The organism is Antribacter gilvus, from assembly GCF_003946865.1.
GTDB classification, from domain to species: domain Bacteria; phylum Actinomycetota; class Actinomycetes; order Actinomycetales; family Cellulomonadaceae; genus Antribacter; species Antribacter gilvus.
Genome location: NZ_QXTH01000007.1, coordinates 32516 through 39557, shown reverse-complemented (window position 1 = coordinate 39557; position 7042 = coordinate 32516). Strand labels below are relative to the sequence as shown.

Genomic DNA, 7042 nt, shown 5'->3' with positions numbered 1-7042 from the left:
CAGAACCACCAGAAGGGCACACCATGCACACGGGATCCCTCGATCTCGCGGACAAGACGTACCGCACCAACCCGTTCCCCACCTACCAGCGGCTACGGGCGGACCATCCGGTCCACTTCCTGCCCGAGTACACGTTCGAGGGTGACGACGTCTACGTCCTGAGCCGCTACCACGACGTGAACGCCGCGTTGAAGAACCCCGAGGTCTTCTCCTCGCAGGTACGCCAGGACGACTATCTGAACCTCCCGATGATGGTGAACCGGGACGCGCCGGACCACCGCCGGATGCGCCACTACACCAACCAGGCGCTCAACGCGCGGCGCATCAGGTCGATGTCCGAGTGGATCAACGGCCTGGTCGGCGAGCTGGTCGACGAGGTCCTGACGAGCGACAGGGTCGAGTTCGTGGAGGGCTACTCCACGGAGCTGCCCCTCCGGGTCATCAGCGCCATGCTGGGCATCCCGCTCGACCGGAGGCGCGACCTGCGGCGCTGGTCGCAGGCCGTGATGGACTTCTTCTCCGTCGCCGCGGGCCTGGACCCCGACGAGGTACCGGGCTTCTTCGAGGACCTGGTCGAGTTCGGCAACTACATCGAGGACCAGGCGCGCGCGCGGGAGACCGCGCTGTCCGACGACGTCCTGTCGAAGCTTGTGGAGGGCCAGCTGGCCGGCGAGCTGACCAAGGACGAGCTGGTCGCGACCGGCTGGTCGTTCGTCGCCGCGGGCCACGAGACCACCATGAACCTGCTCGGCGGCGGGATCCTGCTCCTGAGCGAGCGTCCCGACCTGCGTGAGGCGCTCACCGAGGACCCGTCCCGCATCGGGGACTTCATCGAGGAGTACCTCCGTCTGTACTCGCCGACGCAGTGGACCGTGCGCCGGACCCTCGTCGACCAGACCCTGCACGGGGTCCGGATCCCCGCCGGGGCTCTCGTCCACGTCCTCCTGGGCTCGGCCGACCGGGACGAGTCCGTCTTCGAGGCGCCCGACGAGTTCCGCCTGGGGCGCTCCTCCGAGGAGAAGCACCTCGCGTTCGGCGGCGGACCCCACTTCTGCCCGGGAGCCGCCCTCTCCCGCGTCATGGCCGAGGAGACGTTCCGGCAGTGGCTGCCGCACGTCCACCGGCTCCAGACCGACCCGTCGGACCCGCCGCTCCTGCGCGAGCGCCAGGGATCGTACGGCTACGCCCACATGCCCTTCATCGTCGCAAAGGACGCCTGATGCCCACGCCGGCCATCTCTCGCAGGACCTTCCTCTCCGCTGCTGCGGCCTCGGCGGTGGCAGCGGCCGTCGCGGCGCCGACGTCCGCCGCCGCTGCCGAGGACGCCGACGTGGTCGTCGTCGGCAGCGGCTACGCCGGCTCCGTGGCCGCGCTCCGGCTCAGCCAGGCCGGAGTATCGTCCCTCGTCCTCGAACGGGGGCGCCGGTGGGAGATCACCGGTTCGGGCGACACGTTCTGCACCGGTGACCAGCCGGACGGGCGGGCGCTGTGGCTCAGCTCGTCGTCCCCCGTCCTCGAGGGGACCGTCCCCCGCTACACGGGCGTCCTGCAGGCCGTCGCGGGCGCCGGGATCGTCTGCCTCGCCGGTGCCGGCGTGGGCGGCGGGTCCCTGGTGAACAACGCCGTGATGATGCAGCCCGAGGAGGCGGACTTCCGCCGCGCCTTCGGCGAGCGCCTCCCGTACGCGGACATGGCGGGCACCTGGTACCCGAGGGCCCGCGCCCTGATCGGCGCGAGCCCGATCCCCGACGACGTCCTGGCGAGCGCCGCGTACGCGAACGCCCGGCAGACGGAGTCCGAGCTCACGGCGGCCGGCATCGAGGCCGTCCGGCCCGACATCGCCGTGGACTGGTCGGTGGTCCGGCAGGAGATCGCCGGTACCGCCCCGTCGTCGCTCATCGACGGTCAGTGCATCTTCGGGGTCAACAGCGGGGCCAAGCTCAGCGTCGACCGCACGATCCTGGCCCAGGCGGAGCGGACCGGGCGGACGACCGTCCGCGAGCTGTCGTCGGTCGCTGCCCTCCACAAGACGGCGACGGGGTTCCAGATCACGGTCCAGGAGCTCGACACGTCGGGCGCGACGGTGCGCGAGTACATCGTGAACGCGCGCAAGGTGATCCTTGCCGCAGGGTCGCTCAACACCACCCGGCTCCTCCTCCGTGCCCGGTCCGAGGGGACGATCCCGCAGCTCTCCTCCGCCATCGGCACCGGCTGGGGGACCGGCGGGGACGGGATGGTGCTCTTCGGCGGCCTGCCCAACCCGCAGCCGGCCGTCGGCGGGCCCGCGCACATCGTGGGCCGCTACCGCGCGGCCTCCGGCCTGCCCGTCTCCCTGCTGAACTTCCCCCTCGGCGTCTCGCTCGTCGACGCCGTGGTGCGCGAGTCCCTGGCGGTCGGGCACGTCCCACCCGTGGGCCGTCTGATCCGGAGCTTCTCCGGAGGCATCGTGCCCGTCTGGAACCAGCTGGACCCCGGTGTCCTCGCGGCACGGCAGGCCATGTACGAGATGGTGGACCGGATCGACGCCGCGGTGCCTGACCGGAGCGCCTGGCTCACCACCCAGCTGATGACCTCCCACTCTCTCGGTGGGGTGGTCCTCTCGGACCTTACCGACCACGCCGGCCAGGTGAAGGGCGTCAGCGGGCTCTTCGTGATGGACTCGAGCCTCATCCCGGGTTCGACGGGCGGAGTCCCGCCGGCCCTCACCATCACCGCACTGGCGGACCGCTGTGTGACCACCGCGTTGGAGCAGGGGGTGCTCGGACGATGACGGGCAATGAAGTACGGACCACGACGAAGGGAACACCGCAATGACCGACCCGATCCTCATCACAGGTGCCACCGCAGGCCTCGGCAGGGCCACCGCCTTCGCGCTGGCGCGAGAGGGCAACCCGCTGATGCTGGTCGTCCGGGACGTGGACCGCGGGGAGAAGCTCGCGTCCTCGCTCCGCGAGGCGTTCCCCGGCGTACCCGTCTCGGTACGCGGCGCCGACCTCTCCGACCTGTCGAGCGTGCGGTCGCTCGCGGAGGACCTGATCCGGGACATGGAGTTCCCCCGGACGATCGTCTGCAACGCCGGCCTGCAGGTGGTGGACGGCATCCAGCGGTCGGTGGACGGGTTCGAGCTCACCATGGCGACCAACGTCCTGGGGCACGTCGCCCTGCTCGCACCGCTCCTCGACCACCTCAGGCCCGGGTCGCGGGTCGTGACGCTCGGCAGCGAGACGCACCGTGGAGGGCTGAAGGCCTTCGGGTTCCCCGCCGCGCGGTGGCCCGACATGACGACCCTCCTGCACCCGCCGGCGGACGCCCCCACGGGATCGAGCGCCGGCCAGGTGCGGTACTCGACGTCGAAGCTCGCCTGCATCGTCCTGGCGTACGAGATCGACCGGCGGTGGAAGGACCGCGGCGTCCGTGCGGTGAGCTTCGATCCGGGCCTGATGCCGGCGACCGGGCTGGCGCGGGAGTACCACCCGGCGGTCCGCGCGATCTATTCCGCTCTCACCCCGCTGCTCGTCCGGCTGCCGGGGGCCAAGACGGTGCAGGAGTCCGCCGACGACCTGGCGTGGCTGGCCAGCTCTGCGGACGCCGAAGGGCTCATGGGGCAGTACGTGGGCGCCCGGCGTGCCCAGCAGAGCTCGTCGCTCAGCTACCGGGAGGGCCTGGGCGCTGAGATCTGGGACACCTGTGTGGAGGTGGCGGGGATAGAGCCGGTCGGTGCCTGACCGGTACGGGCCGGCGCTCGCGGGGGTCCTCGTCGTCACGGACGACCGTACGGCGGGGACCCCGCCCCGCGGCGCGCGCGAGCGAGCCGAGTCCGAGGAGCTTCGGGCGCGGATGAGTCCCGACCGGTACGAGTCCTACCGGATGGGACGGACGAGCGCGCACGAGGCCCTGGCTCTCTGGTTGCCGCAGGCGGTCCACCTGCGGGCCGAGGTGCTCCGGGGACCCCTGGGGCAACCCCTGGCGACCCTCGACGACGCGGACGTGGCCGAGGTGTCGATCGCACACTGCCCGGGCTGGGCCGCCGCGGTGGCGTCCGAGCGGGGCCGGCCGCTCGGGGTCGACCTCGAGCCTCGGTGGAGCGGGTCCGAGGGCCCGGCGATGCGTGCGGCGTCGCCGGGCCAGCTGGCTGTGGCCGAGCGTGCCGGCCTCGTCCCGAGGACGGCGGCCCTCCTGCTCTGGACGGTGCGGGAGGCCGCCGGCAAGGCCCTCCGGACCGGACTGGTCGTCGCGCCCGGGGTCCTGGACGTCGAAGCCGTCGAGCAGGTCGGGAGGGACACGTTCGAGGTGCGTTTCAGCAGCCTGCCGGCGATGACGGGGGTCACCCGCGTCCTTGACGATGTAGTAGTCTCACTCGCCACGCTCTGCCGCAGGACGGCACGGCTGCGTCTCACGAACGAGTGGCGGACCACCAGCACCGCTGGTCGCGCCTGGGGGCTCGTCGTCCGGGAGCCCGTTGATGCGTTGGAGGAACAGGCCGATTCCGGCCCCCGGGAACTGGAGTGGTCATGAGCCTTCGCGACGACCTTGTCATCGCTGCGACCGAGCTGCTGGACGAGGGTGGCCCGGAGAACGTGACGCTCCGCGAGGTGGGCCGCCGGACAGGGGTCTCCCGCACCGCGCCCTACCGCCACTTCACGAGCAAGTCCGGCCTGCTGGCCACCGTCGCGGCGGAGGAGCTGCGGCAGCTCGTCGTCGACGTCGAGGCGTTGCTCCGCGCGGGGCGCCCGGCGGCCGAGGTGCTCCGGCAGGCGATGCTGCACTACGTCCGGTGGGCCCGCACCAGGCCGGAGAGGTTCCGGCTGGTCTTCGGTCGCTGGCAGGAGGAGAGCGACGAGCTGCAGCAGGCCGCGGGTCGCGCCAACGAGCTCCTGGTCGAGCTCGTCCACCGCAGCCAGACGGAGGGCGCCCTGCCACCGGGCGACCTGTGGAGCATGGCCGCGGCGATCCGGGCGTTCGCCCACGGCGTGGCGGTGCTCGAGCAGACCGGCCACCTCCTCGGCCGGGACCGGCGCCCGATGGACGCCGTGGTGCTGGTCGAGTCGTACCTGGCGATAGCACCCGACCAGGTGTTCCGGTTCGCGTCGCCGGCGGTCGACCCGGCCGCTCCCTGACCCCTCAGGCGCCGGCCCCCGACGCAGGAAGGCCCCCGGCCTGGAGGCCGGGGGCCTTCCGCCGGGGTCAGGCGTACCAGGCCTTGGTGAACTCGGGGAGGCCGATGGCGCCGTCCCCGTCGTGGTCGGCGGCCACGAAGATCTGGTCCAGCTCCGCGTCCGTGACGGTCTCGCCGCGGCCCTCCATCGCGAGGCGGAACTCGGCGGCCGTGATGAGGCCGTCGTTGTCGGAGTCGAACTCGTCGAAGGTCGCCGCGAGCTCGGCGGCGTCGCTGTCGGGGGCGGACGGACGATCGGGCACTTCGGACCTCCTGGGGTCGGTTGCGGGGCGGGCCCATGGTGCCACGACGGCGTGGCCGCGGGGGTCCGCTACGCCGTCGTGTCCACCTCGCCCGCTGCCCACGCGAGGTATTCGGCGTTCCCGCCGACGATCGGGGTGACCACGATCTCGGGCACGTCGTACGTGTGCAGCGCACGGAGATGGAGCACCAGCGCCTCGGCGAGCTCGGGGCGGGTCTTGAGGACCAGCCGCCACTCACGCTCTCGCTGGACCTCGCCCTTCCACCGGTAGACCGACGTGATCGGTCCCTCGAGCTGCGCGCACGCGGCGAGCCGCGCCCGGACGGCGCCGTCGGCGACCTCCAGGGCGGCGGCCTCGTCGTCGAACGTCGTCGCCACCTGCACCAATAGGGCTTCCATCGGGCCAGCGTAGGCCGGGTGAGCCACTCAGGCGGGACCGAGCTCACGCAGAGCCGGCAGTGCCTTCTCGAGCATCGCGCTGGTGGCGGTCAGGCTGATGCGGAAGTGCCCGGGGCGGTCGAAGACGGTCCCGGGCAGCACGAACACGCCGCGCTCGGCGAGCGCGGCGACGAAGGCGACCGCGTCGCCGCCCGGCGCGGCACCCCACAGGTAGAACGTGGCCTCCGGAACGGTGAGCGCATAGCCCGCCTCGCCGAGCGCCTGCACCATCCGGTCGCGTCGTCGCTGGAGCTCGGTGAGGTCGAGCGAGACCGTCTCCAGGGCGGGCACCGCGTACTGCATGAGGGCGTCGGGGAATCCCCACCCCATCCCCATCTGCAGCGGGAGCATGGCGGCGCGCAGCTCGTCGCGCACCGCCCGGGGGATCAGGGGCGACATCGCGAGGTAGCCGAGGCGCTGGCCGGGTGCGAGCAGCACCTTCCCGTAGCTGTAGTCGACGAGGGTCCACGGATAGCAGACGGCCGGGCTCGTGAAGCCGACGCCGTCGAAGCGGATGCGCCGGTACGGCTCGTCGGACAGCAACCAGATCCGGCGGCCGTTGCGCGCAGAGGCGGCTTCGAGCACTGCCGCGAGCTCGACCAGCCGGTCCTTCGCGTAGACCCGGCCGGTGGGGTTGGCGGGGGAGTTCACGACGACGATGCGCGTGCGCGACGTGATCGCGCGCTCGATGGCCTCGACGTCCAGGTCGAAGGTGTCGGCGGCGAGCGGCGCCTTGACGGGGATCAGGTCGGCCGCGCGGAGCATCGGGGCGTAGAACCAGCCCGGCTCGGGGATCACGACCTCGTCGCCCGCGTCGGCGACCAGCCGGAACGCGAGCGCGATGGCACCGAACGCGCCCTGGGTCATGGCGACGTCGTCCGGTTCGAACGGGAGGCCGAGCTCGCCCTGCAGGCCGGTGGCGACCGCCTCCCGAGCGGGGGCGAGGCTGGTCTTGTAGGCGAACCAGTCCTCGGAGCGCGGCTCGAGGTTCGCCCGCAGGGCGTCGACGAGGGCGGGCAGCGGCATCTCGTGCGGGTCGCCGAACGTCAGGTCGACGACGTCGGGTTGCCCGTCCATCGCGCGCAACGAGAGGAAGAACGAGGTGACGGGCTCGATCGCGTCCCGTGCTGCGTGTGCGCGCTGCGACAGCTCCATGCCCGGACTCCTCCCGCGGGACGCCGGCGCGT

The 7042-nt window shown here is 72.3% G+C and carries 8 protein-coding genes; 5 read left to right on the top strand and 3 right to left on the bottom strand.

Translation table 11 applies throughout. The features are described 5' to 3' along the window. Positions 1-23 precede the first annotated feature (23 nt). Genes D1350_RS13020 through D1350_RS13000 form a run of 5 tightly spaced genes read left to right on the top strand, consistent with a single transcriptional unit; the run spans position 24 to position 5117 of the window. On the top strand, positions 24-1220 hold the full coding sequence (locus D1350_RS13020) for a cytochrome P450 (protein ID WP_125776466.1): 1197 nt from the start codon (positions 24-26) through the stop codon (positions 1218-1220). Next, complete coding sequence (locus D1350_RS13015; RefSeq protein WP_125776465.1) at positions 1220-2770, top strand: GMC family oxidoreductase N-terminal domain-containing protein; 1551 nt, start codon at positions 1220-1222, stop codon at positions 2768-2770. Before D1350_RS13020 ends, D1350_RS13015 begins: the two co-directional genes overlap by 1 nt. A 40-nt stretch (positions 2771-2810) precedes the next feature. Then, on the top strand, positions 2811-3725 hold the full coding sequence (locus D1350_RS13010) for an SDR family NAD(P)-dependent oxidoreductase (RefSeq protein WP_125776464.1): 915 nt from the start codon (positions 2811-2813) through the stop codon (positions 3723-3725). Next, positions 3718-4515: a 4'-phosphopantetheinyl transferase family protein gene (locus D1350_RS13005; RefSeq protein ID WP_125776463.1), complete on the top strand. Its 798-nt coding sequence runs from the start codon at positions 3718-3720 to the stop codon at positions 4513-4515. Before D1350_RS13010 ends, D1350_RS13005 begins: the two co-directional genes overlap by 8 nt. Then, positions 4512-5117, top strand: coding sequence for a TetR/AcrR family transcriptional regulator (locus D1350_RS13000; protein WP_125776462.1), 606 nt, complete (start codon positions 4512-4514; stop codon positions 5115-5117). Before D1350_RS13005 ends, D1350_RS13000 begins: the two co-directional genes overlap by 4 nt. Positions 5118-5184: 67 nt before the next feature. Here the strand turns inward: D1350_RS13000 and D1350_RS23770 are convergent, their stop codons facing one another. The 3 genes from D1350_RS23770 to D1350_RS12985 form a co-directional block, all read right to left on the bottom strand. Further along, the gene (locus D1350_RS23770) at positions 5185-5418 is read right to left on the bottom strand and encodes an EF-hand domain-containing protein (RefSeq protein ID WP_164545165.1); all 234 of its coding nucleotides are present in this window, start codon (positions 5416-5418) and stop codon (positions 5185-5187) included. A gap of 68 nt (positions 5419-5486) precedes the next feature. Next, positions 5487-5816, bottom strand: coding sequence for a divalent-cation tolerance protein CutA (gene cutA / locus D1350_RS12990; protein WP_125776460.1), 330 nt, complete (start codon positions 5814-5816; stop codon positions 5487-5489). A gap of 27 nt (positions 5817-5843) precedes the next feature. Continuing rightward, the gene (locus D1350_RS12985) at positions 5844-7010 is read right to left on the bottom strand and encodes an aminotransferase class I/II-fold pyridoxal phosphate-dependent enzyme (protein ID WP_125776459.1); all 1167 of its coding nucleotides are present in this window, start codon (positions 7008-7010) and stop codon (positions 5844-5846) included. Between the last annotated feature and the right edge of the window lie 32 nt (positions 7011-7042).

What these genes read in the sequence shown, in the direction of transcription:
- D1350_RS13000 (WP_125776462.1), top strand. Translation starts at nt 4,512, where the DNA reads ATGAGCCTTCGCGACGACCTTGTCATCGCTGCGACCGAGCTGCTGGAC.
- D1350_RS12985 (WP_125776459.1), bottom strand. Translation starts at nt 7,010, where the DNA reads ATGGAGCTGTCGCAGCGCGCACACGCAGCACGGGACGCGATCGAGCCC.
- D1350_RS13020 (WP_125776466.1), top strand. Translation starts at nt 24, where the DNA reads ATGCACACGGGATCCCTCGATCTCGCGGACAAGACGTACCGCACCAAC.
- D1350_RS13015 (WP_125776465.1), top strand. Translation starts at nt 1,220, where the DNA reads ATGCCCACGCCGGCCATCTCTCGCAGGACCTTCCTCTCCGCTGCTGCG.
- D1350_RS13010 (WP_125776464.1), top strand. Translation starts at nt 2,811, where the DNA reads ATGACCGACCCGATCCTCATCACAGGTGCCACCGCAGGCCTCGGCAGG.
- cutA (WP_125776460.1), bottom strand. Translation starts at nt 5,816, where the DNA reads ATGGAAGCCCTATTGGTGCAGGTGGCGACGACGTTCGACGACGAGGCC.